Source organism: Nitratireductor mangrovi (assembly GCF_007922615.2).
Lineage (GTDB): Bacteria > Pseudomonadota > Alphaproteobacteria > Rhizobiales > Rhizobiaceae > Mangrovimarina > Mangrovimarina mangrovi.
The window spans coordinates 76,698-102,577 of sequence record NZ_CP042301.2 but is presented as its reverse complement, the minus strand read 5'-3'; the positions used below and the strand labels follow the sequence as shown (position 1 = coordinate 102,577).

The 25,880-nt window shown below is 65.8% G+C and carries 23 protein-coding genes, 1 tRNA gene and 1 riboswitch; of the genes, 15 read left to right on the top strand and 9 right to left on the bottom strand.

The genetic code is table 11. From position 1 onward, the window contains the following. Positions 1–28 precede the first annotated feature (28 nt). From FQ775_RS00475 to FQ775_RS00455, 5 genes are all read right to left on the bottom strand, one after another. Positions 29–1,519, bottom strand: coding sequence for a tripartite tricarboxylate transporter permease (locus tag FQ775_RS00475; RefSeq protein WP_146298966.1), 1,491 nt, complete (start codon positions 1,517–1,519; stop codon positions 29–31). Between the two features lie 8 nt (positions 1,520–1,527). Then, positions 1,528–1,947 carry a tripartite tricarboxylate transporter TctB family protein gene (locus tag FQ775_RS00470; RefSeq protein ID WP_167812715.1) on the bottom strand — a complete coding sequence of 140 codons (420 nt, stop codon included), beginning with the start codon at positions 1,945–1,947 and terminating at the stop codon, positions 1,528–1,530. Between the two features lie 49 nt (positions 1,948–1,996). Continuing rightward, positions 1,997–2,935 (bottom strand): tripartite tricarboxylate transporter substrate binding protein, encoded by a 939-nt coding sequence (locus FQ775_RS00465; RefSeq protein WP_146298964.1) that lies wholly within the window; start codon positions 2,933–2,935, stop codon positions 1,997–1,999. Between the two features lie 355 nt (positions 2,936–3,290). After that, complete coding sequence (locus tag FQ775_RS00460) at positions 3,291–5,018, bottom strand: M28 family peptidase (protein WP_146298963.1); 1,728 nt, start codon at positions 5,016–5,018, stop codon at positions 3,291–3,293. 204 nt (positions 5,019–5,222) lie between these two features. Then, a complete protein-coding gene (locus FQ775_RS00455) occupies positions 5,223–6,029 on the bottom strand; it encodes an IclR family transcriptional regulator (RefSeq protein ID WP_146298962.1) in 807 nt (268 codons plus the stop codon). 121 nt (positions 6,030–6,150) lie between these two features. Here FQ775_RS00455 and FQ775_RS00450 point away from each other — a divergent pair, with 121 nt between their 5' ends. The 10 genes from FQ775_RS00450 (at position 6,151) to FQ775_RS00405 (ending at position 18,865) form a co-directional block, all read left to right on the top strand. Beyond that, positions 6,151–6,906, top strand: a complete 756-nt coding sequence (locus FQ775_RS00450; protein WP_146298961.1) for an aspartate/glutamate racemase family protein — start codon at positions 6,151–6,153, stop codon at positions 6,904–6,906. A 52-nt stretch (positions 6,907–6,958) separates the two neighbouring features. Continuing rightward, entirely contained in the window at positions 6,959–8,614 is a 1,656-nt protein-coding gene (locus FQ775_RS00445; protein WP_146298960.1) for an ABC transporter substrate-binding protein, read from the top strand. A 93-nt stretch (positions 8,615–8,707) separates the two neighbouring features. Further along, positions 8,708–9,685, top strand: coding sequence for an ABC transporter permease (locus FQ775_RS00440; RefSeq protein ID WP_146298959.1), 978 nt, complete (start codon positions 8,708–8,710; stop codon positions 9,683–9,685). Continuing rightward, a complete protein-coding gene (locus FQ775_RS00435) occupies positions 9,678–10,574 on the top strand; it encodes an ABC transporter permease (RefSeq protein WP_146298958.1) in 897 nt (298 codons plus the stop codon). The genes FQ775_RS00440 and FQ775_RS00435 overlap by 8 nt, the downstream gene beginning before the upstream one ends. Beyond that, on the top strand, positions 10,571–11,590 hold the full coding sequence (locus FQ775_RS00430; protein ID WP_146298957.1) for an ABC transporter ATP-binding protein: 1,020 nt from the start codon (positions 10,571–10,573) through the stop codon (positions 11,588–11,590). The genes FQ775_RS00435 and FQ775_RS00430 overlap by 4 nt, the downstream gene beginning before the upstream one ends. Next, complete coding sequence (locus FQ775_RS00425) at positions 11,572–12,612, top strand: ABC transporter ATP-binding protein (RefSeq protein WP_246730232.1); 1,041 nt, start codon at positions 11,572–11,574, stop codon at positions 12,610–12,612. Before FQ775_RS00430 ends, FQ775_RS00425 begins: the two co-directional genes overlap by 19 nt. Beyond that, entirely contained in the window at positions 12,612–13,607 is a 996-nt protein-coding gene (locus tag FQ775_RS00420) for an NADPH:quinone reductase (protein ID WP_146298956.1), read from the top strand. The genes FQ775_RS00425 and FQ775_RS00420 overlap by 1 nt, the downstream gene beginning before the upstream one ends. Positions 13,608–13,642: 35 nt before the next feature. Then, positions 13,643–15,469: a hydantoinase B/oxoprolinase family protein gene (locus FQ775_RS00415; protein ID WP_146298955.1), complete on the top strand. Its 1,827-nt coding sequence runs from the start codon at positions 13,643–13,645 to the stop codon at positions 15,467–15,469. Beyond that, on the top strand, positions 15,456–17,495 hold the full coding sequence (locus FQ775_RS00410; RefSeq protein ID WP_206064811.1) for a hydantoinase/oxoprolinase family protein: 2,040 nt from the start codon (positions 15,456–15,458) through the stop codon (positions 17,493–17,495). Before FQ775_RS00415 ends, FQ775_RS00410 begins: the two co-directional genes overlap by 14 nt. After that, positions 17,492–18,865 (top strand): M20/M25/M40 family metallo-hydrolase, encoded by a 1,374-nt coding sequence (locus FQ775_RS00405; protein WP_146298953.1) that lies wholly within the window; start codon positions 17,492–17,494, stop codon positions 18,863–18,865. Before FQ775_RS00410 ends, FQ775_RS00405 begins: the two co-directional genes overlap by 4 nt. Positions 18,866–18,928: 63 nt before the next feature. Here FQ775_RS00405 and FQ775_RS00400 read toward each other — a convergent pair. After that, a tRNA-Gly gene (locus FQ775_RS00400) sits at positions 18,929–19,003 on the bottom strand. A 69-nt stretch (positions 19,004–19,072) separates the two neighbouring features. Continuing rightward, on the bottom strand, positions 19,073–19,555 hold the full coding sequence (locus FQ775_RS00395; protein ID WP_146298952.1) for a class I SAM-dependent methyltransferase: 483 nt from the start codon (positions 19,553–19,555) through the stop codon (positions 19,073–19,075). Positions 19,556–19,740: 185 nt separating this feature from the next. Between FQ775_RS00395 and FQ775_RS00390 the strand changes: the two genes are divergently transcribed. The 3 genes from FQ775_RS00390 to FQ775_RS00380 all read left to right on the top strand — a co-directional run bounded on the left by FQ775_RS00390 (position 19,741) and on the right by FQ775_RS00380 (position 22,230). Beyond that, positions 19,741–20,529 (top strand): ion transporter, encoded by a 789-nt coding sequence (locus tag FQ775_RS00390; protein ID WP_146298951.1) that lies wholly within the window; start codon positions 19,741–19,743, stop codon positions 20,527–20,529. Between the two features lie 19 nt (positions 20,530–20,548). Continuing rightward, a complete protein-coding gene (locus FQ775_RS00385; RefSeq protein ID WP_146298950.1) occupies positions 20,549–21,724 on the top strand; it encodes a dipeptidase in 1,176 nt (391 codons plus the stop codon). A gap of 62 nt (positions 21,725–21,786) precedes the next feature. Next, positions 21,787–22,230 (top strand): hypothetical protein, encoded by a 444-nt coding sequence (locus tag FQ775_RS00380; protein WP_146298949.1) that lies wholly within the window; start codon positions 21,787–21,789, stop codon positions 22,228–22,230. A 29-nt stretch (positions 22,231–22,259) separates the two neighbouring features. On the opposite strand, the gene FQ775_RS00375 is transcribed toward FQ775_RS00380, so the two are convergent. Continuing rightward, positions 22,260–23,351: a 2'-deoxycytidine 5'-triphosphate deaminase gene (locus FQ775_RS00375; RefSeq protein ID WP_146298948.1), complete on the bottom strand. Its 1,092-nt coding sequence runs from the start codon at positions 23,349–23,351 to the stop codon at positions 22,260–22,262. A gap of 75 nt (positions 23,352–23,426) precedes the next feature. After that, positions 23,427–23,504, top strand: a riboswitch (SAM riboswitch). 44 nt (positions 23,505–23,548) lie between these two features. Between FQ775_RS00375 and FQ775_RS00370 the strand changes: the two genes are divergently transcribed. After that, positions 23,549–24,742, top strand: a complete 1,194-nt coding sequence (locus FQ775_RS00370; RefSeq protein WP_146298947.1) for an O-succinylhomoserine sulfhydrylase — start codon at positions 23,549–23,551, stop codon at positions 24,740–24,742. A 3-nt stretch (positions 24,743–24,745) separates the two neighbouring features. On the opposite strand, the gene FQ775_RS00365 is transcribed toward FQ775_RS00370, so the two are convergent. Then, positions 24,746–25,348 (bottom strand): CDP-alcohol phosphatidyltransferase family protein, encoded by a 603-nt coding sequence (locus tag FQ775_RS00365; protein ID WP_146298946.1) that lies wholly within the window; start codon positions 25,346–25,348, stop codon positions 24,746–24,748. A 139-nt stretch (positions 25,349–25,487) separates the two neighbouring features. Between FQ775_RS00365 and apaG the strand changes: the two genes are divergently transcribed. After that, on the top strand, positions 25,488–25,880 hold the full coding sequence (gene apaG / locus FQ775_RS00360) for a Co2+/Mg2+ efflux protein ApaG (RefSeq protein ID WP_146298945.1): 393 nt from the start codon (positions 25,488–25,490) through the stop codon (positions 25,878–25,880).

Here is a 25,880-nt window from a genome sequence, read left to right as displayed (position 1 = left end):
CGGGGCGGCGCGGGACTATCCGCGGCCGTCACCGCCGCCTTGCCGGCGCGAGAAACCAGACGACCGAGACGAAGGCCAGCATCAAGAGCGCCGCCGCGATCGGATGGGCGAGCAAGTTGGCCGGGTCTCCGTCAAGGATCACAAGCGTCTGGGAAAGCGAACGCTCGAAATTGCTGCCGAGGAAGAAGGCGATAATGAAGACGATGACAGGATAGCCGAAGGCGCGCATGAGAAATGACGCTATCGCCGCCAGAAGCATTACGGCGACGCCGAACATTCCCCCGGTCGAGAGATAGACGCCGACAACGCAGAAGACGAGCGCGGAGGGAAACACCACGGACGCCGGGGCCCGGATGACAGCGGCCCACAGATTGAGGCTCATCTGCCCGACGGCAAGATTGGCGACATTGGCCATGATCATCGCACCGAACAGCCCGTAGATCAGCCTTCCCTGGTTCTCGAACAATAGCGGCCCCGGCTGCATGCCGTGGATCTTGAAGGCGGAGATGAGAAGCGCGGCAGAGATCGAGCCTGGAATGCCGATCGTCAGCAGCGGGATCAGGTTGGCGCCCATCACCGCGCTGTTGGCTGATTCCGTGGCGGCGATGCCTTTCGGGTTGCCGGTGCCGAAGCTTTCGCCGTCGGGCGCGCTGCGCTTGGCTGACGCGTAGCTCATGAAGGCGGCCGCGGTCGATCCGATGCCTGGAATGGCGCCCAGCACCGTACCGATCACCGCGCCGCGCGCGATCACGAAGCGGCAGCGCCAGTACTCCGCAAAGCTGATGCGCGAATTCGCCGGATCGCTCTCGTCCTGCCGGGCTATCGCGGCCGCCTGGCCGGAAGTCTCCTCGACCAGGCGCCTCAGGATTTCGGCAACCGCCAGCATGCCGACCGCGACCGCGATCAGCGGCAACCCGTCAAAAAGCTCGAAATAGCCGAAATAGAGCCGCGGCGTGCCGTGTTCGGGATCAAGACCGATCGTCGCCGCCAGCAGCCCGAGCGCGGCAGCGATCAGTCCCTTCAGGATCGAGTCGCCGACCAGCCCGGCAATCACAGAGAAGGCGAAAATCATCAATGCGAAGACCTCGACCGGACCCATCTTGAGCGCCAGAACCGCCAGCGGCACCGAGACGGTGATCAGCACGAGGTCGCTGAAGGTGTCGCCGGTGACCGACGAGTAGAGCGCGAAGCGCATCGCCTTCTTCGGCTGGCCCTTCCTGGCCATGGGATGGCCGTCGAGCGCCGTCGCCGCCGCGTCGGGCGTGCCCGGCGTGTTGATCAGGATCGCGGGAATGGCCCCGCCGAACAGTCCGCCCTTGTTGATGCCGATCAGGAAGGCGATCGCCACCAGCGGATCGAGGACGAAGGTGAAGGGGATCGCGATGGCCATCGCCATCACCGGGCCGATGCCAGGGATGGCGCCGACGATCTGTCCGATCGCGACGCCGGCGACGACGAAGGCGAGGTTGGTCAGGCTGAACGCGTCGCCGAGGCCGAGAAGTGCGGTCGAAAGGTCCATTCCCCCGCTCACGGCAGCGAGCGAGCGAGCATGTGCTCGATGATCAGCCAGGTGGCGGCCGGAACCGCGATGGCGACCGGTCCGACAAGCAGCGGCCGCCGTTCGCCACTCGCCAGCATCAGCGCGATCATTGCCGCGATCGCACCCGGCAGAAAGCCGAAGCGGCTCATCACCCAGAGGCAGGCAGCCACGATCAGCAGCGCGCCGAGAAAGCGCAGCATTTCGCGAGCGTCCAGAGCCGTGGTTCCGCCGCCGCGGATGACATGTGCAATGCCCAGCACCGCCAGCGCGACGCAGCAGGCGAGCGGCAGCGTATCCGGTTTCATCCAGCCCGAGCCGACCGTCTCCGTGTGGGCCGGGATGACGAGAAAGGCCATCGCAAGCGCGAACAGCAACATCGCGAGCCCGCTCATGCGGTTGACGGTCATGGTGTCTCTCGGAACTGCGGGCCGGCGGATGCCGGTCCTTTCTTGCGGCCTATTTGCCGAACAGCTTGCCGACATTGGCAAGCCCGTCCACCATCATCTTCTTGGTGCCTTCAGGACCGAGATTGGTCGGGTCAGCCTTGAAGGCGTTGTTGATGGCGGTCTTGACCTCGTCGGAGGCGATCGCCGCGGCCAGCGCATCGCCGAGCGCCTTCCTGGCATCGTCCGGCAGGCTGGCCGGGCCGGCGAAATAGAAATACGGGTCGACATAGATGTCGTAGCCCTGCTCGCGCACCGTCGCGACATCCGGCGCATAACCGTGCCGTTCGGCATTGGCGCTGGCGATCATCTTCATGTCGCCGCTTTCCAGGTAGGGAATGTGCGCGCCGGCCGAAAACGATGCGATGACGTGGCCGCCAAGCACGTTCTGGATCTGCTCGGCGCTCGATTCCATCGAGACGAGCTTGAACGGCGCGTCGGCCTCCTTGGATACCAGGTTGAGCAGCAGTTCCTGCGGCTTGGCGTCAAACCCGATCAGCGCGCCGTCATTCTCCTTGGCATATGCAATCAGGCCGGCAAGGTCGTCGAACGGGGCGTCGCTCTTGGCAACGATGCCAAGCTGCGCGTAGGCCGCGGTCCCCAGATAGTCGAAACTGTCGAGATCGAACGGCAGTTCGTCGCCGCGCAGGGTGAGGTTGACCAGCACAGGCATGCTGACCCCGAGCCCGATCGTCTGGCCGTCCGGCGGCATCACCGCGATCTGGGTGAACATGGCGAGCCCGCCGCCGCCCGGCTTGTTTTCGGCCACGATGTTCCAGCCCGTGTTTTCGGCCATCGTCTTGGCCACAACCCGCCCGATCGTGTCGGTTTCGCCGCCGGCGCCGAAGCCGATCTGCAGCTTGATCGGGCCCGACGGCGCCCATTCGGCCAGCGAGCCGGTCACGGCCGCGAGCGAGAACGCCGCAGCCAGTGCCAAGGTCCTGATTTTCATTTTTCTCCTCCCATTTTTCGAATTGGCTCAGGCGAAAGGCCCGAACATCGCGGCCATGCGCGGCACATCGGGACCAGCGAAAGGCCGGTCCTGCCGGTCGGGCGGCCGCCCCCATCTCGACGGCAACAGCACCTAACCCGCGCGTCAGCGAGTTGCGCCGCCACGCCAAAACATGCCCAGCTGCCTTCAGCAGCGGACATACCACTGGGTATCTTGGCACGGTTCGGAATGCGGGGAAAGTGCTCGCCGGCCGGCGGCGCGCCGGCGGTCAGGACCGCGTCTGCTGGCCGCATCTAGACAGACACACGCGCGGCCGAACGCCCGGCGCAAGAGCGCCGGGCGCCCTCGTCAGCGTTCAGCCGGCGACGAGTTCGATGTGGCGCCGGGCCTGGCGCAGGGCCGAGACGAGGCGGTTCTGACCGCGCACGAGCTGGGTCTTGGCAAAGCCGATCGTGGCGTCGTCGAAACCGTCGAGGGCCGCCGCCTCGGCGATCGAGGGCAGCGGCGGCACGGTCAGAGCCGGGTCGTGGCGGAACCGGTTCACCCGGGTGAAATTGATCGGCACCAGAATGCGCGCCAGATCCTGGATGACGCGGTTGGCCTTGTCGGCCGGCACCTTCCCGTCGGCGACGCAGCCATAAAAACCGTCGAGCGCCGTGGCCAGTTCCCCGACCGCGTCCTTCGACAACGTCAGATCGAAACGCTTGCCCGCCGCCTTCTGATATTCCGCGACCGTCTCGGCAAACTCTTTCGTCGTGGCCCGCCAGTCGAACGGCAGAATCTCTGCGTTGGCGTTGCGCAGAACCGCCAGCAGATAGACCTTGATGTCGCGCAGTAGGATGTCCTTGTCGGCGATCTCCAGAGTGTCGTTTTCGGTGTGCCACGCGATGTTGCCGCCGCAGCCGCCGACCGTGTAGTAGCCCTTTTCCTCGCGCTGCACGTCCGGCATGGTCGAGGACAGCATCAGGTAGCTGGAGATGCCGATATTGTTGAAGGAGTAGTCGCCCGCCCGGTGCGGCCGTTCACCCTCGATCGCCTTGCCGGCGACGTCGCCGATCACCTCGGCGAGGAATGCCTCCGTTTCGCTCATGCGGCTCAGATTGATGAACTCGGTCGCCCAACGGCAGCCGGGGCTGTCGCAATTGACCTGGGCGACACAGTTCTCCTCCAGGTCGAGCGCGAATGTGTCCGAGAACCAGGTCGAACCGGCATAGCGCCCGGTCGAGTGGCCGGGCCACCAGCAGATGCGCACCGAGCGTTTCAGCTTGCCACGATTGGCCCATAGCACGCGTGCGACCTCAAGCATGGTGGCGTCACCCGTGGCGTTGTCGCCCACGCCGACATCCCAGCTGTCGAGATGGCCATGCAGGAAGACATATTTGTCCGGCTCCTCGCTGCCCTTGATGAACACTTCCGGCAGCTTCGAAGTGAACCAGCCTTCCTCCATCTCGGTGTAAAGCGTGACCTCGCCGCCCTTGTCCGCGATCTCGGCCAGTGCCTCGCCGTCCGGCTTGTTGACGGCGACGGCCGGAATCTTGGGCTTGCGCGGCAGGTCGTCGAGGTCCGGCGTGCCCCAGATGGTGGTGCAGATGCCCCAGTGGATGTCGACGCCGGGATTGATGCCGATGACGCCGATCGCGCCGATCTCCTCGAACTGGGAGACCAGCCCGGGACTGGCGAAACCTTCGGAGATCACGATCTTGCCGCGCACCATCCGGGCAAGCTCGTCCGTGGTGTCGACCTTCTGCTCGAACATGTCGGTGATCATCGCGTTGTGGCGGGCGCCGACATAGACGAGTTGACCCTTCAGGCCGCCACGCGCGTCGGTGCTGTAGGCCGGCGGCTTGGCGCGGAACGTCTTGCCATCGGCCTCGACTCGGGCAAGGCCCGGCAGGCTCAGGTAAAGGCTCGGCTCGTGCACCGTCACCTCGACACCATGCTTGCGCAGCCGCGATACCACCTCGTCCATGCCGCGATTCACGTCGTCCGGGTGTTCGCGCTTGAAAGTCGCGAAGCTTTCCACCAGTCCCCATGGCTCGTCCAGGGTCACGGCATCGAGGATCGCGGATTCGGTCTCGTTCATGGCGAACACTCCCTCTTGTTTTACTGAATGAAACGTTGTTTTACTATTTGACGAAACGCTAACAGAGCTTCGCGCGACCCGCAAGCCACGCCTTCGCACACTCGCCGCCGGGGAACGCCTGCCAGGCAGGGTGATTCGCCTCACGCAAGCGCTGGGCGGCTCTTCAGGTCACGAAAGGATCAGGAACGCAGATGCAGGGTGCGCTCAGGCGATGGACTTCGCCTGCGCCGGCAGTTCGTGATCAGTGCGATGCAAGGAGAGCTTGGACGAGATCGCCGCGGCGGCGTCCTGCACCGCTTTCAGATGGCTTTCGCGCCGCTCCTCGTTGTAGCGCGCGACGGCGCCCGCGACCGAGATGGCCGCGATCACCTGTCCGTCGATGCCGAGGATCGGGGCGGCGATCGAAAATGCGCCCTCGTCTAGATCGTTGAGCGCGATGTTGTAGCCATTGGCCCGGATGCGCTCCAGCGTCTCGCGGAGTTTCTTGCGGTCGGTGATCGTATGCGGCGTGAACGCCTCCAGCGGGTCGCCCAGCACCTTGTCGATGATCGCGCGACCGGCATAGGCCAGAAGCAGGAGTGAACCGCCGCCGGCATGCAACGGTCCGTTGCGGCCGGCCTGTGCGAACAGGCGGATCGAATGGTGGCCGGCGCGCGTGGCCAGCACCAGCGAGCGATGCCCTTCGCGCACCACAAGGTTGACGTTTTCGAGCGTCTGGTCGCGGAGCGCATCCATGACCGGGCGTGAAGCGAACAGCAGGCTGCCGTCGCGCCCGACCCGCTCGCCCAGAACACCGACACGGTAGCCGAGCGAATAGACCGCCCGCTCAGGGTCGCGCACGACGAAGCCGCGATCCTCCAGCGTCTGCAGCAGCCTGAAGACAATGGTCTTGGTCAGCCCGAGCGACTTGGCCAGCGCGGTGACGCCCTGATCTGGCCTGTCGGCCAGGGCCTCGAGCACGGAAAGGGCACGGTCGACCGCCGCGATCCTGTAATTGTTGGTGCCGTTCATCGCCAGCGATCCCCTTGGCACAATTATCGGTCGTTGCCGGGTTCTTGCAATATTGCAGGAATGTGATTTACTCAAGAAAATAAGAAACAACGTTTCAATCACTGAAACAAGAGGGGCGAATATGCGAATTGCCTATGTGGTGCCCGGCCCGATGTCGAAGGGGCCGATGGGAGCCCGGGAGATGCGCCGCCGCGAAGAGCTTCTGAACGGCTGGGCTTTTGCCGGAACCGAGGTCAGCGTCGTCGACGTGCCCGATGGGCCGGCCTCTATCGAATCGGCCTATGAGGAGGCCATGTCGGTGCCGGCAACCGTCGAGCGCATCATGCAATGCGAGCGCGACGGTTTCGACGCCACCATCATCGGCTGCTTCGGCGACCCCGGCATCGAGGCGGCGCGCGAGCTTGCCACGATTCCGGTCGTTGGTCCGTGCGAATCCTCGCTGCTGATGGCGGCCGGCCTTGGCCACAGGTTCAGCGTGCTTACGGTTTTCGACAGCCTGATCGCCGGCCAGGAGATGCTCGCCATCCGCGCCGGCGTGCGCGACAAGCTGGCTTCCGTGCGTGCAACCAACATCCCCGTGCTGGACCTTATGAAGGATCCGGACGTTACGAAGAAACGCCTGATTGAGGTCGCAGGCGCCTGCGTCAACGAAGACCGCGCCGATGCCTTCCTCTTCGGCTGCATGACCATGTCGTTCCTCGACATGGGCGACGAGATTTCGGCCGCGGTCGGCGCGCCGGCCGTCAATGCCGGACGCGCCGCGCTCAAGCATGCCGAAATGCTGGTCTCGATGGGGCTCTCCCACTCCAAGAAAGCCTATCCGATGCCGCCGAAAATGGCGGCCGGCCAGACCTTCGAAGCCCTGCGGGTCGCCTGAAGCGGCTCGCCAATACCAAAGACAAAACCACTCGTTCCAGAGGAGAATAGCCATGAGATTGACGAGAAAGACGGCGCTGGCGACCGCACTGGCCACGCTGTTCGTGTCGGCGCCCGCATTCGCCGGCGATCCGATCCGCACCATCGACCTGTTCACACGGCCACAGGCTGCTCAGCCGCAGGAATTCCAGTCGGTCCAGCTGATCGCGCAGGAGTGGCGCAAGCTCGGGCTCGACGTCAACGTGCGCGTGATGCCGTGGGAGCAGATGGCCGACGTCGTCTGGTACCAGCGCGACAAGTGGGACACCACCGCCTGGCAGATGGTGGGGCGTCCGGAGCGCTCGGACCCGGACGAGATCGTCTACAACCTGTTCCATTCCTCGACCGCCGAGAAGGGCTACAACTTCATCGGCTACAACAACCCGGACTACGACAAGGTCGTCGAGGCGCAGCGCGTCGAGATCGACGAAGCCAAGCGCAAGGAACTGGTCTATCAGGCGCAGGAAATCCTGGCCGCCGACCAGCCCAACATGATGCTGGTGCACCCGAAGTCGACCTTCGCCTACGACAAGACGGTGTGGAACCCCGATTCCGTGGTCAACCAGAGCGGCATCGGCATCCGCAACACCTGGACCTTCATGTCGCTCGAGCCGCTGGGCGACAAGCGCGACATCATCCTGAACTCGGGCGACAACATCCAGGGCATCAACCCGCTGTGGATTTCCGGCGGCGTCGACAGCTGGATCACCGAACTCGTGTGGGACCGCCTGGCGCGCGTCGGCCCCGACGGCCTGCCGCAGCCGTGGGCGGCGGAGAGCTACGAATGGAAGGACGACAAGACTCTCGAGGTCAAGCTGCGCTCGGGCATGCAGTGGCATGACGGCAAGCCGGTCACCGTCGAGGACGTCAAGTTCTCCTTCGACGCCGTGGTCAGCGGCGAGGCGCCGATGTACCGGCCCTTCGCGACCAATGTGGCCAGCATCGACATCGTCGACGATACCACGATGGTGTTCCACCTGAACCAGCCGGCAGCTTCCTTCGTCACCTCGAGCCTGGCCAAGATCAACCTGATCCCCAAGCATGTCTGGGAGCCGATCATCGAGGATCTGAAGACCAAGGAAGACAATGCCGAAAGCCACCAGGAAGCGACACCCATCGGTTCCGGCCCGTTCAAGTTCGAGCGCTGGCTGACCAATGAGGAAGTGGTGCTGGCGGCCAACAAGGATCACTTCAACGCTCCCAAGGCCGACCGCTGGATCCTGCGCATCGTGCCCAATGTCGAGGCGGCACTTGGCATGTTGCGCTCCGGCGAGATCAACTTCGTCGGCGAGTTCTCGGGCGATCCGCAGGTGTTGATCGACGCCGCCGAGGCCGACGGCGACCTGAACGTCGTCTCAACAGTCGACATCGGCTTCCGCTACGTCGCCTTCAACGCACGTCGTGCGCCCTTCGACGATCCGGCCTTCCGCCGCGCGCTTTCGGCCGCCGTCGATCGCCGCCTGATCGTCAAGGCCGCCTTCAAGGGCTTTGCCGAAGCTTCCAACTCGGTCGTCTCGCCGGCGCTGGAATTCTGGCACGACGCCTCCGTGGTGGAGAACTTCGAGGCCGGCCACGAGGTCGCCAAGACGATCCTCGAAGAGGCCGGCTACACGCTCGAAGGCGACCGCCTGCACTATCCTGGCGACAAGAAGGAAGAGTTGGCCCAGTAAGGTGCCATCGGCGGCCGCGCCGGATATCCTCCGGCGCGGCCGGCCCGCGGCAGCGGGCCTTCTTTCCGACGCCACGACGGGAGCGCATTCGGCATGTTTCAGCTAAAGGCGGCGGCTGGCCGAACCCTTCAGCTCGGCCTCGTACTCTGGGCCGTGGTGACGATCCTGTTCCTGATGTTCCGGCTGATGCCCGGCAATCCGATGGCGGCCTATATCGACCCGACCTTCACCGAGGAACAGCAGCAGGCGCTGATGGCCCAGTTCGGCCTCGACCGGCCGCTGTGGGAGCAATATCTGATCTATCTCGGCAACCTTCTGCAGGGCGAGCTTGGCCAGAGCTTCCGATACCGCGAACCGGTTGCCGAACGCATCCTCACGCTGTTGCCGAACACGCTGATCCTCACCTTCACCTCGCTGATCATTGCCTATGTCTTCGGCATACTGGCCGGCGCCTATCTCGCCTGGCGGCGTGGCAGCGCGGTCGAGCAGGCCGCCATCCCGGTGGTGCTGACGACACGGGCCATGCCCGAATTCTGGCTGGGCATGGTGCTGCTGGCGATCTTCTCCTTCTGGCTCGGCTGGTTCCCGGCCGGCGGCACGCGCTCGGCCGGCATGGACCATGGCAGCCTGCTGGGCCTCTACACTTCGGCCGATTTCCTGGCCCACCTCGCGCTGCCGGCGCTGACGCTCGCGATCTACAGCCAGGGCCTGCCGCTGCTCCTGATGCGCTCCAACATGCTTGACGTGATGAAGGAAGACTTCGTCACCATGGCCCGCATCAAGGGGCTTTCCAACTGGACCGTCGTCGTGAAGCACGCCGCGCGCAACGCGCTGCTGCCGGTGATGACCTCCTTCGCCATCGCGGTCGGCTATCAGCTCCAGGGCAACGTCGTCGTGGAATCGGTCTTCTCGTGGCCGGGGCTCGGACGCGAACTCGTCAATGCGGTCGCGGCTTCCGACTACCCGCTCGCCCAGGGCGCGTTCCTGATGATCGCGATCGTGGTCATTCTGATGAACCTGATCGCCGACCTGCTTTACGCCCTGCTCGACCCGCGGGTGACCCATGTCTGAGGCCGCCGTCGCCCGTCCTGGTCTTCTCGCGCGCCTTTTCGGCGCCTTGCGGCTGCCGACCAACGACCCGTTCGCGGTCGCCGGCCTGGCAATCTATGCCATCTTCGTTGTGACGGCGATCTTCGCTGACCAGATCGCACCCTACGACCCGACCGAAATCCTTTATACCGAGGATTTCGATCTTGCCGCCGACCTCAGGCCGGGCGAACAGGGCTTCGTGCTCGGTACCACCAGCCTCGGCCGCGACATCTTTTCCCAGATTGTCCACGGCACCCGCTCGGCCCTGCTGATCGGCGTCACGGCGGCCTTCATGGTGGCGCTGATCGGCTCGATCGTCGGCCTCGTGTCAGGCTATTTCGGCGGCTGGATCGACGCCGTGCTGATGCGGCTTGCCGATGTCGCTTTCGGCATCCCGTTCCTGCCCTTCGTGATCGTTCTCGCCGCCTTCCTGGAGCCGTCGATCTGGAACGTCGTCTTTGCGATGGCGCTGGTCCTGTGGCGTGACACTGGCCGCGTCATTCGCAGCCAGGTCCTGACCTTGCGCTCGCGCGGTTACGTCGAGGCGGCCCGCGTCGCCGGCTCGTCCAATTTGAAGATCATCGCGCGCCACATCGCGCCCAACATCCTGCCGCTCTCCTTCCTCTACGGCTCGATCGCCATCGGCTGGGCAATCCTGACCGAGGCCTCGATCTCCTTCCTCGGCTTCGGCGATCCGAGCCAGATCAGCTGGGGTTACATGCTGCAGGACGCGTTTGCCTCCCAGGCGCTCGCCAAGCAGGCCTATTACTGGTTCGTGCCGCCGGGCATCTGCATCATCCTTGTCGTCAGCGCGGGTTTCTTCATCACCCGCGGTTATGAAAACATCCTGTTCCCGAAGCTGGGCCGATGAGCGAGACCTTGCTTTCCGTGCGCGATCTCGAAGTCGGCTACAAGGTCGGCGACCGCGTGATCCACGCCGTGGACGGCGCGAGCTTCGACGTGCCGCGCGGCACCATCGTGGGCCTTGTGGGCGAATCCGGCTGCGGCAAGACGACGGTCGCCCGCGCGCTCACCCGGGTGATCGCCGACAACGCCAAGATCACCGGCGGCGAGATCGTCTTCGACGGCCGTAACATCGCCGCCCTGCCGGAGCGTGAGATGAACCGGCTGCGCTGGCGCGATATCGCCTTCATTCCGCAAAGCGCTATGAACTCGCTCGATCCCGTTTACACGATCGAATACCAGTTGAATGAGGTGCTGAAGAACCGCGGCGGCATGGACGCGCGCCGGGCCCGCGCCCGGGCCGAGGAACTGTTCGACATGGTCGGCATCGAACCCGGCCGGCTGCGTGACTTCCCGCACCAGTTTTCCGGCGGTATGCGCCAGCGCGTGGCGATCGCGCTCGCCCTGGCGCTCGACCCCAAGCTGATCATCGCCGACGAGCCGGTGACCGCGCTTGATGTGATCGTACAGCGCCAGATCCTTGACCAGTTGCGCGAATTGCAGTCGCGGCTCGGCATCTCCGTGATCCTGGTCACGCACGACATCTCGGTGGTCGCCTATGTCTGCGACCGCGTCGTGGTCATGTATGCCGGCCGGGTCGTCGAAGCCGGGCCGATGGCGGCCACCATCACCGCGCCGGCGCACCCCTACACGATCGGCCTGCGCAACGCGTTTCCCGATTTGAAGGGTGCTGCGACCGGCATGCTGGTGCCGATCGAGGGCGCGCCGCCCAGCCTGGTCGAGCCGCCGCCGGGCTGCCGTTTCGCGCCACGCTGCCCGTTCGCGCTCGATATCTGCCGCACCGAGGTTCCGCAGACCGGCGCGCGTTCAAACGGCCACTCCGCCGCCTGCCACCGGGCGCATGAGGCCGAGATGCTGCGTACGGAAGGATCGAAGACCGAGACATGGCTCAACGCATCATGAGCGCGCCGAAAAAACAGCACCCGGTCTTCGTCTCGGTGCGGGACGCGCAGGTGCATTTCCGCGCTGGCGGCGCGCTGGCGGCGCTGCGCGGCAGGGCGCGTATCATCAAGGCGGTCGACGGCGTGAGTTTCGACATCCGCAAGGGCGAAAGCGTCGGGCTTCTCGGCGAATCCGGCTGCGGCAAGACCACGACCGGACGCATGCTCCTGAAGCTTGAGGAGGCGACCGGCGGCTCCGTCACCTTCGACGGCGCCGACCTCGGCGAATTGCGCGGCGAGGCCCTGAAAAACTTCCGCACCCGGGCGCAACTGATCTTCCAGAACCCCTTCGACGCGGTCAATCCGCGCTTCACCATCCGCGCCACGCTGGCCGAACCGCTGGAGAACGCGCGCGTTCCCGCGGCCGAACGTGAGGACCGTATCCTTGCCGCGCTCGAGCTGGTGCGCCTGCCCAACCCGGCCGAGTTCCTCGACCGCTATCCGCACCAACTCTCCGGCGGCCAGTTGCAGCGCGTCGTCATGGCCCGCGCGCTGATCCTGCAGCCCGACTTCGTCGTCGCCGACGAGCCGGTGTCGATGCTCGACGTGTCGGTGCGCGCCGGCGTGCTCAACGTCTTCCGCGACGTGCGCGACCGGTTGAACCTGACCGCGATCTATATCAGCCACGATCTGGCGCTGGTGCGTTACGTCTGCGAGCGCACCATCGTCATGTATCTCGGCCGCATCATGGAAGACGGGCCGACCGAGGATATCGTCCACGAGCCGCTGCATCCCTATACGAAGGCGCTGGTGGCCGCCGTGCCGGTGCCGCATCCCGATCAGGATCATGCACCGCTGCCAATCGGCCGCGGCGCGCCCGACCCGCTCAATCCGCCCTCGGGCTGCGTTTTCCGTGACCGCTGCCCGCAGGCGCATGAGCGCTGCGCGGCCGAGATTCCGGCGCCGCGCCCGGTCGGCTCGCGCCTCGTCGCCTGCCACCTCTACGAAGAGACCGCCATGGCCCCGGCGAAGGAGATGGCCTGATGCGCGCCGCCTGCTACACCCGCACCGGACCGGCGGCCGAGGTGCTGGAGGTCGGCGAACGGCCGGACCCTGTCGCTGGCGAAGGTGAGATGCTGGTGCGCGTGCACGCCTCCGGCATCAACCCGGCCGATGTCAAGCGCCGCGCCGGCTGGCGCGGCATGGCGATGGAGCACCCGCTGGTCATCCCGCACACTGACGGCGCCGGCGAGGTCGTCGCGGTTGGAGCCGGCGTCGACCCGGCGCGCATCGGCGAACGTGTATGGCTGTGGAACGCGCAGGGCGGCTACGGCGAGGCCGGCCGCGCCTTCGGCACCGCCGCCGAACTGATCGCGATTGCCGCTGCCCAGGCGGTGCCCTTGCCCGACGAAATCGACTTCGCCGCCGGCGCCTGCCTAGGCGTGCCGGCGATGACGGCCTTCCGCGCCGTCCACGCCGACGGCCCGGTCGACGGCCAGACGATCCTCGTCAACGGCGCATCGGGCGCGGTCGGCCACATGGCGGTACAGATCGCCGTGGCCGACGGAGCGCGCGTCATCGGCACCGCGGGCAGCAGTGAGGGGGCCGCCCATGCGCGTGCGGCGGGCGCAGACGAGGTGATCGATCGTCACCGCGAAGATGTCGCTGCGCGCGTGATGGAGCTCACCGGCGGGCGCGGTGTCGACCGCGTTATCGAGGTCGATTTCGGCGCCAATCACCTGCTCGACGTGGCGGTGCTGAAGGTCAACGGCACCATCGCCGCCTATTCGTCGACGAGCGCGCCCGAGCCGGTGCTGCCTTATTACGCCTTCGCTAACAAGGGCGCCAATCTGCGCTTCGTCCAGGGTTTCGCGATTCCCGCCGACGCCCGGCATGCCGGCCACAAGCGGCTGGCGGAACTGGCGGCGGCCGGCAAGCTCGCCGTCGCGGTTGCCGCAACCTACCCGCTCGCCGAGATCGCCGCCGCCCATGAACGGGTCGAGAAGGGCAGCATCGGCAATGTCGTCGTGACGCTCTGAGAGACGCTGCAGTATCGATTTTCGAGGAAGAGATGATGCTTCAATCCATTGACAAGAAGAGACCTGCGGCCGATGCGAGCCGCGTCTGCGACCCGGTCTCGCTCGAGATCATCCGCGGCGCGGTGGCGGCCGCGCAGTCGGAGATGGAGGCGCTCTTGGAGCGCACCGCGATTTCCGCCTTCATCCGCGAGAAGAAGGATTTTTACACCGCGCTTTTCGACGCCGAGGGCGAGATGGCGGTGGGTTCCATGGTGCCGATCTTCGGCGACATGACCGGCCCGGTGCTGGAGAAGTTTCCGGCCGACACGATGAAGCCCGGCGATCTTTACTGGTACAATGATTGCTACGGCTCGCGCGGCGCCGTCTCGCACTCCAACGATCAGGTGCTGCTCGCCCCGGTCTTCCGCAACGGCCGCCGCTGCGCCTTCGTGATGAGCTGGGCGCACTTTGCCGACATCGGCGGCATTCGGCCCGGCTCGATCAGCCCCGATGCGACCGAGATCTTCCAGGAAGGCATCATCGTCCCGGTGACCAAGCTCATCGACGGCGGCGTCACCAACGAGACGGCGCTCGAAATCTTCCACCGCAATTCGCGCTTCCCCGAGCAAAGCATCGGCGATATGCGCGCCCTGATGGCGAGCGTCGAACTCGGCGTCCGGCGCGTCGCCGAGATCGTCGACCGCTTTGATGCCGACGTCTTCGCCGACGCGCTGGCCCAGCTCCTTGCCCGCACCCGGCGGCTGGTGCGCGAGAAGCTGGCGGAAACCTTCGACTACGGCACCCATCGCTTCACCGACGCCATAGACGGTGACGGACATGGCAACGGGCCGTTCAAGATGCGCTTCGCGCTGACCCGCGAGAAGGGCGGCGACGGCGAGGACCGCTTCGTCTTCGACGCCACGGAGAGCGACGACCAGGCTCCCGGCCCGGTCAACTACCTGATGAACCGGGGCGTACCAGGCATGGCGCTCGGGCTTTATTATCTCGGCGGCGATCCGGGCCAGGTGTGCAATGCCGGCGGGCCGCACGCGCTCGACGAGGTGCGGCTGCGCGAAGGCTCGTTCCTGCTGCCGCGCTTTCCCGCCCCGCTCGGCATGCGCGGCTTGACCGCGATGCGGGTGATCTCGGCCATGAACGGGCTCGTCAACGTCGCCGGCGGCGGCGCTCCGGCCGCCAACTCGGCCTATGTGATCTCGATCATGCGCGGCAATTTCCGCAACGAGGCCGGCGAGCTTGAGCGCTTCCTGCTCGCCGACGGCATCGGCGTCGGTTACGGCGCGCGCCCCAACGCCGACGGCATCGATGCCGTCTATTTCGTCGCCCAGGAAAACTACCCGGTCGAGTTCCTCGAGCTCGGCTACCCGGTGCGGCTCCTGCGTTACGGCATCGTGCCCGATTCCGGCGGACCCGGCCGCTTCCGTGGCGGCTGTGGAATCGTGCGCGAGTACGAGGTTCTCGCCGAGGACGCCGTGCTGGCCGTGCGCATCGACAGCGTCAAGAACCCGCCCTGGGGGATCGATGGCGGCATGGGCGGCGGTGCCGGACGCGCCACCGTCAATCCCGGCACCGACCGCGAGCGGGTTCTGGCGCCGTTGTCGGACGGCAATCGCCTTGTGCGCGGCGACATCTTGCGCATGGAGACGGGCGGCGGCGGCGGCCACGGCCATCCGTTCGAACGACCAACGGATCGGGTACTGGAAGACGTGCTTGGCGGTTTCGTCAGCGTCGAGGCCGCACGTGAAAGATACGGCGTTGTGATTGATGGCGGCGCCGTCGACGCGGATGCGACCGCCCGGCTGCGCGCCACGAAGCCGGCCGTGCGCCGCTTCCATCGCCAGGAGTATGTCGATGCCCTCGTCTGACCAGCTTGCGATCGCCGTCGACATCGGCGGTACCTTCACCGACATCTCGCTCCTGGAACGCGGCTCCGGGAAGGTCTGGCGCGCGAAGACGCCGAGCGTGCCGTCGGACCCTTCCGAAGCCTTCCTGACCGGGATCAGGCTGGCGCTGGCCGATGCCGGGCGTGACGCCGGCGCGCTGGCGCAGGTGCTGCACGGCACCACCGTCGCCACCAACATGATCCTGGAAAACAAGGGTGCGCGCACCGCCCTGGTGACGACCCGCGGCTTCCGCCACGTGCTGGCGATCGGTCGCCAGGACATTCCGCGCAAGGCCAATCTCTACAACTGGGTGAAGCCGGAACGCCCGGTGCCCGCCTCGCGCATCGTCGAGGTCGACGAACGCATCGCTGCCGGCGGCGCCGTGCTCGAACCGCTCGACGAGGCGAGCGTGCTTGCCGCCGCCGAAAGGCTCAAGGGCATGGACATCGAGGCGGTCGGCATCTGCCTGCTGCATGCCTTTGCCAATCCCGACCACGAACGGCGCGTCGCAGAGATCCTCCGCGAGGCGCTGCCGGGCATGGCCGTCACCACCTCGACCGACGTGCTGCCGGTGGTGCGCGAATACGAGCGCTCGCTGACGACCGTGCTCAACGCCACCGTGATGCCGGGCGTGACAACCTATGTCAGCCGGCTCGAAAAGCGGCTGGAAGACGAAAAGGCCGCCGCCCCGCTGCTTCTCATGCAGTCGAATGGCGGCGTGGCGGGAGCGGCGGCGATCCGCCAGGCGCCGGCGCTGACCGCGCTTTCCGGACCCGCCGCCGGTGTCGTCGGCGCCCGCGCGATCGCCGCAGCCTGCGGCATCGACGATCTGATCACGGTCGATATCGGCGGCACCAGCGCCGACATCTGCCTGATCAAGGACGGCAAGATCGGGCTGACCCAGCACGGCAAGGTCGGCGAATGGCCGTTGCCGCTGCCGATGGTCGACATGGTCACCATCGGCGCCGGCGGCGGCTCGATCGCAGCCGTCGAGGACCACACGCTGACGGTCGGCCCGCGCAGCGCCGGCGCCATGCCGGGCCCGGCCGCCTACGGCAATGGCGGCGACAACGCAACCGTCACCGACGCCCATGTCGTGCTCGGCCATCTGCCGGCCCGTCTCCTCGGCGGCAGGATGGCGCTCGATGTCGATGCGGCGCGCGCCGTGATCGAGAAAAAGGTCGCCGCGCCGCTACGGCTGACGGTGGAGGAGGCCGCGCGCGGCATTCTGGCGATCGTCGACAACCACATGATCGGCGCCGTGCGTGTCGTGTCGGTCGAGCGCGGCCACGACCCGCGCGACTTCACACTGGTGCCGTTCGGCGGCGCCGGGCCGCTGCATGGCTGCGCGCTGGCCGAGCTCCTCGGCATCACCCGTGTGCTGATCCCGCCGGCACCCGGTGTGTTGTGCGCGGACGGCCTGCTGGCCGCCGACCTCAAGGCCGAGTTCAGCCGAACCTTGCCCAAGGCCGGCCCGGTCGACATCGAGGCTGCGCAAGGCATCTTCGCCGAGTTGGAAACGCAGGCCCGCGACTGGCTGCAAAGCGAGAATGTCGCCGAGGAAAACCGCCGCATCGTGCGGGTGGCGCTCTTGCGCTACCACGGCCAGGGCGGCGAGATCGCCGTGCCCTGGGGCGATACGGCGGCCGCTGTCGAAAAGGCCTTCGCGGCGGAGCACAGGGCGCTCTACGGCTTCACCCTCGATGCGGCGATCGAACTCATCACGCTGCGGGTCGAGGCAACCGGCCTGACCGCACGCACGGCGCCGGAGACCCTGGCTCCCGGGAACTCCGTCGAACCCTATGACCACGTGCCGGTCCATCTCGGCGCTGCCAAGGCAAACGTCCCCGTGGTCGATCGCGCCGCGCTCGGCGCCGGCGCGCGTCTCGCCGGGCCGATGGTCTTGACCCAGCTCGACACCACCACGCTGGTGCCGCCCGGCTGGAACGGCGGCGTCCACGCGACCGGCGCACTGATCCTGACCCGCAACGAGGACGACAGAGCGTGAACGAGCATTCCTCGCCGCTTGCCGGCATTTTCGACCATATCGAGGCCAACCGCGACGATTTCATCCGCCGGGTGATGGACTATGTGCGCCATCCGAGCATCAGCGCCCACAATCAGGGTATCGGCGAGGTCGCCGCGATGCTGGTGGGCTTTTTGCAGAAACTCGGCATGGAGGCGGAGACGGTGCCGACCAGCGGCCACCCGATGGTGCTCGGCCGCCGCGACGTTTCGCCCGACAAGCCGACCGTGCTGCTTTACGGCCACTACGACGTACAGCCACCGGACCCGCTGGAGCTCTGGACCAGCCCGCCCTTCGAGCCGACGATCCGCGACGGGCGCATTTACGCGCGCGGCATCGGCGACAACAAGGGCCAGCATTTCGCGCAGCTGCTGGCGCTTGAATCGCACCTGGCCGTCAATGGCGAGTTGCCGTGCAACGTCATCTTCCTGCTTGAGGGCGAGGAGGAGATCGGCAGCCCGCATATCGCCGAGTTCGTGCATGCGCATGGCGACAGGCTGAAGGCCGACCTCGTCGTAACCTCGGACGGGCCTCTGCACGAGACCGGCGCGCCGGTCGTCACCTTCGGCGTGCGTGGCGTCGCCGCCTTCGAACTCAGGGCCAGGACGGCCTCACGCGACGTCCATTCCGGCAATTTTGGCGGCGTGGTGCCCAATGCCGTGTGGACTTTGGTGCACCTGCTCGCCACGATGAAGAACGAGGACGGCGAGATCACCATCGAGGGTTTGACAGAGCCGGTGATCCCGCCGACCAACCTGGAGCGCGACGCCGTCGAGCGCCTGCCGCTCGACGTCGAGGCGGTCAAGCAGGAGCTTGGCCTGGAACGCCTTGATGCGCCGGCCGGGCGCGCCTATTTCGACCGGCTGATGTTCCATCCGACGCTCACCATCAACGGCTTCCACGGCGGTTATGGCGGGCCCGGCATGAAGACCGTTCTGCCCTGCGAGGCCTTCGTGAAATGCGACATCCGCCTGGTCGAGCCGCTGACACCGGACTACGCCTTCGACAAGGTGCGCGCCCATGTCGAGCGCCACGCACCCGAGGTCGAGTTCGTGCCGCTCAACGGCATGCTGCCGTCGAAGACGCCGATGGACTCGCCCTTCGCCGAGCCGATCCGGCGCGCCGTGGTCGCCGCACGCGGCGTCGAGCCGCTGCTTTACCCGACCGTCGGCGGCAGCCTGCCCGACTATGTCTTCACCAAGATCCTCGGCCTGCCTGCCTTCGTCATCCCTTACGCCAATGCCGACGAGGCCAACCACGCCCCCAACGAGAACCTGAAGCTCGACAATTTCATCGACGGCATCAGGACAGGCGCGGCGCTGCTGGCCGAATTGGGCGGGATGCGGGGCTGAGCGGCCTTCGCCCCGAACTCCGCGCTTGGAGGTGCTGCCAGGATTTCGCAACTGGTTTGAGGGTGGAGCGGGCGATGGGAATCGAACCCACGACATCAAGCTTGGGAAGCTTGCGTTCTACCTCTGAACTACACCCGCGCGGAGAACATTAATCGGCGACCACCCGCTTGCCGTCAAGGCCTCCGATGCAGGTCGTGCAAACGAAGCTCACGCAACCCGCCGGTAAAGGAAATACCGCCCCGCGGCGACCGTCGGCGGCAGGTCGAGTGGTTCGAGCCTGGCATCGTTGAGCGGCATGCCGCTGGCGGCGAAGCCGCCCGGCTGCAACAGCGGCACTGTAATATCGGCCAGCCAGGTGATGGTCTCGTCATCGATCTCGGCATAGCCGGTCGCCACGTCGGAATGGACGAGCGCGGCATCGATGCCGGCGAATTCAGGCGTCGTGTCGTGGATCTCGCCCTCGACGAAATCCCTCGCGGCCGGCTTGGAGGATGCAAAGGCGGCCATCTTGCGGTCAAACACGATGATGCGGCGTTCCGGGAAAAGCGAACGCAGATGATCGTAGGTGCGCCCGTTGCCCAGCCCGAGTTCGACGATGGGCCCGTCGAGACCGGCGACATCCTCCGAGATGACGTTCAGGATGTCGCGCTGGGCCGACATGCGGCGGATGAAGCTGTCGAGACGGCTCATTCGCTCCTCCAGCAACCGGAAGCGGACCAACTCCGGCATCTGGTCATCTAGTGTCGGAGCCGCCGCTTTTTGAGTCCCTCGGGGCATCAATCGGGCTGGTCGTGGCTGCACCGAACGCCTATCTCGGAGCCGAAGCCAGCCCGCTTTACCCGAAACCCCGTGATCCAGCCCGGAGCCCTCCCGCCGTGACCCGCCTCAAATCCCTGATCGAATCCCGTCATTTCGACCTCGCCATCACGGCCCTCATCATCGTCAACGCGATCACGCTGGGGCTTGAAACGTCCGAGCGGGCCATGCAGGCGGTGGGCCCGTTGCTGGTCGTGCTCGACCGCGCCATCCTCGCCGTCTTTGTTGCCGAACTCGCGACGCGTTTTGCCGTTTACCGAAAGAATTTCTTCCGCGATCCGTGGCGTATTTTCGACCTCGTCGTGGTCGGTCTGGCCCTTATGCCGGCCACGGGCAACCTGTCGGTGCTGCGGGCCCTGCGTATCCTGCGCGTGCTGCGGCTGGTCGGCATGGTGCCGTCGCTGCGCCGCGTCGTCGGCGGGCTGATTGCCGCCCTGCCCGGCATGGGCTCGATCATGCTGTTGCTGGCGCTGGTCTATTACGTCTTTTCGGTCATGGCGACCAAGCTGTTCGGATCGGCCTTCCCCGACTGGTTCGGAACCATCGCGCATTCCGCCTATTCGCTGTTCCAGATCATGACGCTCGAAAGCTGGTCGATGGGCATCGTGCGTCCGGTGATGGAGGTGTTCCCGTGGGCGTGGCTGTTCTTCATCCCGTTCATCGTCTGCACAACCTTCACCGTGCTCAATCTCTTCATCGGCATCATCGTCTCGGCCATGCAGGAAGAGCACGACGCCGAGGCGACGGCCGAGCGCAAGGCGCTGCACACCGAGCAGGAACTGATCCTGGCCGAGATCAGGGCGATGCGCGAGGAGTTGCGCTCACTGGCCGAGACAAGCAAGAATTGACCGGATATCGGGAGGAAACATGAGCAGGTTCATCCGCGCGGCGCTCGTCATCCTCGTCCTGCTTGTGGTGGCGGGGCTCGGCATCTTCTTCTTCGTCGCGCCGCAGATGGTCGAGCGCTCGATGAACCCTGTGGGCGCCTCCCCACCCTACGAAGTCAGCGACGAGGCGCGCCGACTCCACGAGACACTGACGGTTGCCGACCTCCACGCCGATTCCCTGCTCTGGGGCCGCGACCTGGTCGAGAAGGGCGACCGTGGCCATGTCGACATTCCGCGCCTGATCGAAGGCAATGTCGCGGTGCAGATGTTCACCCTGGTGTCGAAGACGCCGCAAGGGCTCAACATCGAGCGCAACGACGACACCACCGACAACGTCTTCTGGCTCGCCGTCGGCCAGCGCTGGCCGCTGCGCACCTGGTTCAGCCTCAAGGAGCGCGCGCTCTACCAGGCCGAAAGGCTGCACGACATGGCGGCCCGTTCAGACGGCCGCTTCGTCATCGTGAAATCGAAAGCCGACCTCGCCGCGTTCCTGGAACGCCGGCGCAGCGAACCGGGAATCGTCGCCGGCGTGCTCGGCATCGAGGGCGCGCAGGTGCTTGAAGGCGATCCGGCCAATGTCGATGTCATGTTCGAGGCCGGCTACCGGATGATGTCGCCGACGCATTTCTTCGACAATGCCATGGCCGGCTCCGCGCACGGCATCGAGAAGGGCGGGCTGACGGAGGCCGGACGCGAGATGATCCGACGCATGGAGGCGGTCGGCATGATCGTCGACATTTCGCACGGTTCGGTGCCCCAGATCGACGATGTGCTGGTGATGGCGAAGCGCCCGGTGGTGGTCTCGCATACCGGGGTCAGGGGAACCTGCGACAACAACCGCAACCTGAGCGACGACCAGTTGCGCGCCATCGCGGCCAATGGTGGCCTGGTCGGCGTCGGCTTCTGGCAAACCGCCATCTGCGGCAACGATGCGGCGGCCATCGCGCGGGCGCAGCGCTACGTCGCCGACCTGATCGGGGCAGAGCATGTCGGGCTCGGCTCGGATTTCGACGGCGCGGTCGGGGTGCCTTTCGACGCCAGCGGAACCGGCCTGCTCACCGAGGCGCTGCTCGCCGAAGGCATGGCGGAACCCGATATCGCCAGGGTGATGGGCGGCAACCAGATCCGGCTGCTGCTGGAACTCTTGCCGGACTGACCGGTATCACCATGACAGATGCCCTACCGGGGTATACGAACACGACAGATCGGGAAGATCAGATGATGCGAGTGACCTTGCTTAAGATGGCTGCTGCCGGCCTTGCGCTGGGACTGATGGCCGGTGCCTCCCGTCCGGCGCAGTGCAGCGCCGACAGCTACAAAGCCGCCGCAGGTAAGCTTGCTGCCTATCTGAGGACGGCTGGTTTCACGAAAAATCAGGTCGCGTTTCTAAGAACGCAGGCTGACCGAGAAGTCCGTACGTTGCGGGCGAACGCGCTTGGTAGCCAGGCCCGGCCATGCGGGATCGACTCCGCCCGCGCACACGTGATCGCCTGCACGCGTGCCCAACTCCCCCCGCTCCTTGCGAGCACCAAAGCACCGCTCGATTCTGTCTCCAAACAGGCGATCTGGGGAAGGTCCGACCGCACCGTTCGCGAAGCCTTGTTCGCCGGTGGTTTTTATTCCTGTCTTGGTGCCGCGAAGGACGCGCTGTTCGTCAACTAGCTGGCACAGCGCTCGCGCCACCATCGTTGCTAGCGGAAATGCTTGGAGAGCTTCAGGCCCTGGGCCTGGTAGTTGGAGCCGAGATCGGCGCCATAAAGCGCCTTCGGGCGCGACAGCATGTGCTCGTAGACCAGCCTGCCGACGATCTGCCCGTGTTCTAGGATGAAAGGAACCTCATGGCTCCTGACCTCCAGAACGGCGCGGCTGCCGGTGCCGCCGGCGCCTGAATGGCCGAAGCCGGGATCGAAGAAGCCGGCATAATGCACGCGGAACTCACCGACCAGCGGGTCGAACGGCGTCATTTCGGCGGCATAGTCGGGCGGCACATGCACGGCCTCGCGCGAGACGAGAATATAGAACTCGTCGGGATCGAGGATCAGTTCCGGCTGGTCGCGGATGAAAAGCGGCTCCCAATAATCGACGACGTTGAGCGCGTCGCGCTTGTCGACATCGATCAGCGCGGTGTGGTGCTTGGCTCGGTAGCCGACGAGCCCGCCTGCCCCGGCCGCGCCCTTGAGGTCGATCGACAGCGCGATGCCGCCGCCATTGACGTTGGGCTGCTCCGACGCGACCAGCGTCTCTGTCCGATGGAGATCGAGCAGTGCCTCGCCGTCGAGCGCAGCCTTGCCACGCCGGAAGCGGATCTGTGAGAGGCGGGAGCCGGTGCGCGCGACGATCGGGAAGGTGCGCGGGCTCACCTCCAGATAGAGCGGGCCCGCATACGCCTCCGGGATCTTGTCGAACTCGGCGCAATGGTCGGCCATAACGCGGGTGAAGATGTCGAGCCGTCCGGTCGAACTCTTGGGATTGGCGGCGGCCGCCACGCCCGCGGGCAGATCGAGCCGTTCCAGCAACGGCACGATGTAGACGCAGCCGGTCTCCAGCACCGCGCCGTCGGTCAGGTCGACCTCGTGCAGCTTCAGGCGGGCAAGCTTGTCGGCGACCTTGTGTTCGGGCCCGGGCAGGAAGCTGGCGCGCACACGATAGGCGGTTTCGCCGAGGCGCAAATCGAGGCTCGCGGGCTGGATCTGGCCATCGTCGAGCGGCCGCGGCGTCGTCAGCGCGCCGGCCTCGAACAGCGCGGAAATCTCTCGATCCGGTAGGATGCCCGTCTTGCGCAAGGGTCGCCGCTCCTCAACGGGTCCGACGTTTAGCCGAGCCAAAGATTGACGCAAGGCCGCTTCGGGGCTATTGGACCTTTATCCCGTGGTGATTTGGCCGGTCGGCTTGCAGCCACGTTAAACAAGTCGCTAAAGGGCCGAACGCAAGACCGGCATGCGACTTCCGCGGCCGGTTTTTTTGTGTTCGAGGCAAGGCGATGACAACCGAAACGAAGCGCAACTGGAAGCCGGCAACGGCACTGGTTCACGGCGGCACGCTGAGGTCGGCCTTCGGTGAGACGTCAGAGGCGATGTATCTCACCCAGGGTTTTGTCTACGACAGCGCCGAGGCGGCCGAAGCCCGTTTCAAGGGCGAGGCTCCGGGTTTCATCTATTCGCGTTATGCCAACCCGACCGTCGACATGTTCGAAAAGCGCATGTGCGAACTGGAGGGCGCGGAGGACGCGCGCGCGACCGCATCGGGCATGGCCGCCGTTTCCGCAGCGCTGCTTTGCTCGGCAAAGGCGGGCGACCATGTGGTGGCTGCGCGCGCGTTGTTCGGCTCCTGCCGCTGGGTAGTCGAGACGCTGATGCCGAAATACGGCATCGAGACCACGCTCGTCGACGGCACCGACATCGAGGCCTGGAAGCAGGCGGTGCGGCCGAACACTAGGCTGTTCTTCCTGGAGAGCCCGACCAATCCGACGCTCGAAGTGATCGACATCGCGGCGGTCGCCGCGATCGCCAATGAGTGCGGCGCCAAGCTCGTGGTCGACAATGTGTTCGCCACGCCGCTGCAGCAGAAGCCGCTGGAACTCGGCGCCCACATCGTCGTCTATTCGGCGACCAAGCATATAGACGGCCAGGGCCGCTGCCTCGGCGGCATCGTGCTTTCCGACAAGAAGTGGATCGACGAGAAGCTGCACGACTTCTTCCGCCACACCGGCCCGAGCCTATCGCCGTTCAACGCCTGGACCCTGCTCAAGGGTCTGGAGACCTTGCCCTTGCGCGTGCGCCAGCAGACCGAGACGGCCGCGCGCGTCGCCGGCCACCTCGCCTGCCATTCCTCGATTGCCCGGGTGATCTATCCGGGTCGCAACGACCACCCTCAGGCCGACATCATCGCGCGCCAGATGAAGGGCGGTTCGACGCTGATCTGCTTCGAGGTCAAGGGCGGCAAGCCGGCAGCGTTCTCGTTCGAGAACGCGCTCGACATCATCCGCATCTCCAACAATCTCGGCGACGCCAAGAGCCTGGTCACTCACCCAGCGACGACCACCCACAAGAACCTTTCCGAGGAGGCGCGGCTCGAGCTCGGCATCAATCCGGGCACGGTTCGGCTTTCGGTCGGGCTGGAGGACGCCGACGATTTGATCGACGACATTGACCGCGCGCTCGCCAGGGCTGCCTGAGTCTCAGAAGCTTTTCGCTGCGAGCACGATACGTGAGACGGTGGTGTAGGCGGTGACCGCAGCGAAGGCATAGGCGATCACCGGGAACCAGTCCGGGAACAGGCAGAAACCCGCGAAAACCGCGATGGTTTCCGTGGCTTCCGCCAATCCCGTCGAAAAAAACAGCGACTTTTCACCCCGGGATTCGCTGGAGAGGCCGCGCTTTTCGGCCATGATCGCGAAGGCGAGAAAGCTGGCGCCGTTCACGTAGAAGGCGAAAATCAGCACCGCAGCCGCGACGGCATTGGCCTCTGGATCGGCCAGCGCGAAGCCGAGCGGCACGGCGCCGTAGAAGACGAAGTCGAGCACAATGTCGAGGAAGCCGCCATAGTCGGTCTTGCCACTGAGTCGGGCGACGGCGCCGTCGAGCCCGTCGCCGAGCCGGCTGAGCAGGATCAGGAGCAGGCCAAGCCATTCATTTCCAAAGGTAATCGCCACCGCCGAGGCAAGGCCGACCACGCAGGCGGCATAGGTGACGGCATTGGCGCTGACGCCCCTGCTGGCAAGGCCCGCCGCCAGCCTGTCGAGAACCGGGTCGAGGCGTCGCCGCGCCCACCCGTCAAGCATCGCAGTACCGGCAGTGCACCAACCCATTGCCCGCGCGAAGCCACCCAGCCTTGACCGGAAAACCGTTGCCGGGACAAAGGTTGACCAGCCAGGCCTGCTCGGCGAACAATCGCATCATGTGCACCCAGGAGCCTCGGACATGTATCGGGCCGTGACGCGGAACATAGAGGTGAGCGTAGAGCCTTTCTATCTCGACGACCGTTCGGACCCGTCACAATCGCGCTATGTCTGGGCCTACCGGGTGACGATCGCCAACAATTCGGACGCGTTCGTCCAACTGCTCTCGCGCTACTGGCACATCACCGACGGCGACGGCAAGGTGGAGGAGGTGCGCGGCATGGGCGTCGTCGGCGAACAGCCGGAGCTCAATCCCGGAGACAGCTTCCAGTACACCTCGGGCTGTCCGCTCACCACGCCATCGGGCATCATGGTCGGGCACTACACCATGCGCGACGCGGCGGGCGATCTGTTTGAGATCGATATCCCGGCCTTCTCGCTCGACCTGCCGGATGCCGGCCGGACACTCAACTGA